The 1,569-nt window shown below is 44.4% G+C and carries 2 protein-coding genes; both read right to left on the bottom strand.

Annotated elements, in window-relative coordinates; genetic code table 11:
• A partial coding sequence (locus A3729_RS23070) for a glutathione S-transferase N-terminal domain-containing protein (RefSeq protein WP_082882161.1) occupies positions 1-450 on the bottom strand: 450 nt, incomplete at its 3' end.
• Positions 451-633: 183 nt separating this feature from the next.
• The coding region (locus A3729_RS23065; protein WP_197475999.1) for an SGNH/GDSL hydrolase family protein at positions 634-1,569 on the bottom strand (936 nt) is incomplete at its 5' end.

Below are 1,569 nucleotides of genomic sequence, written 5' to 3'. Positions count from 1 at the left end.
AAAAAGAAAAGTTTGGTTTTGTAAGCGCTTGTCCAAAAGCTCTAAAAAACCTTCGCCTTGCTTGCGATATTCCTGCTCACTTTGTTCTGGGTGGCGGTCTGCATATTTGTATCGATCAAGCTTATCTTTGAATTCACCGTCATTGATTGAAATAAGGTCGAGCATCTCGTTAAGTTTGGAAGCATCTAAAAAGTTGTCTGGATCGTATCGTTTGAAAGCCCACTTCATGATATCCAGGCTTTCATCAATCACTTGCGGGGCCTCGGATTCTGAATGATGAAGGATGAGCACCGGAACGGTACCTTTCGGAGAATAATGCAGCATTGTCGCTGGCTTATTTCGTAAGACAATTTCCCTTATCTGAATCTTTTCCTGGCTAAGAGTCAGGGCCAACCGTGCTCTCATGGCATAAGGGCAGCGTCTGAAGGTGTATAGAATTGTCGAAGGCATGGGCGCAACCGTGTTTTGAAAACAGGCATGATTCCATTTGCTTTAACTAAAAGCAATTGAAGTTCTAAGTTGTACAGGTGTTATCGACTGGAATAAAAAAAGAGGGCCGAGGCCCTCTTAGAGTTAGTACTGCTTTATTAGTTATCGTTTTGGGTGTGTCTGGTAGGGAGGCTCAAATTTGTTTTATTGAGCCAATAGAGTTTGAACGATTTCAATACCTGCAGCTTGGTGAGCTTGCGTAGTTGGGTGAATTTCATCATAGAACAAGAAGCCAGTAGCTGTTACGTAACCATCACACTCAGGGTGAAGTGCACCACCTTGAGATAGCATGTAAGCACATGCGTCGTCAGTATTGGTGTAGCCATAGTCTTCAGCGTTGTCGACTTGATCAGTCAAGAAGCTGAATAGGTCGTACTCGATAAAATCGACACCTGTTTGATGCTCAAGACGAGCCAATTTACGATCCAGCTTGCGATTGAACTTAGCTGAAAGCTTAGTAGTAACTCGTACAAGGCGGTTCGCTTTGCGCTCTTGGCGAGTCGTTTGAGTGTTTGCAAGTAAGCCAGCAACAACCAAATCAGTTTCGGGGATCGCGCCGATATCTGGAGCATTAGATACTAGAATGTGCTGAGCACCAGAAGCGATCAATTTTTCGATTTGAGCAATTTCAGATTCAACAGCTGCTTTCAATGAAGCATTAGCTGCCTGACGAATAGCCTGACGTTCTTCAGCTGTAGAAGCGAAAACTGCTCCTGAGCGAATTTCACGTGCTGCACGAATGTCATTGCCACCGATTAATACGATGTATAGCGCGTCTGAAGGAGCAACACCTGCATTGATTTGTAGGAAAGCATTAACCTGGGTAGGTAGGTTGATGTCCGGTGTAGATTCATCACCATCTTCGTCAACTGCTTTTGCACCAGCAATAGCAAAGTTGTTACCAGTATAACCACCCGCTAAGTGTAGCGATGGTGTTAGGGTATGACCTAGTGCTGCTGCAACGAATTCTACCGCTACAGGGCCATTGGTGAAACGTTCACCATAGGTTTGGTCTGGTGCAATGGCATTAAGGTTACCATTATCAGAAAGGCTATCGCCAAATACGTATACATTACTGTA

Source organism: Oleiphilus sp. HI0043 (assembly GCF_001634935.1).
Note: the sequence above shows the minus strand (reverse complement) of the source record. Positions and strands in the feature narration are given on the sequence as shown.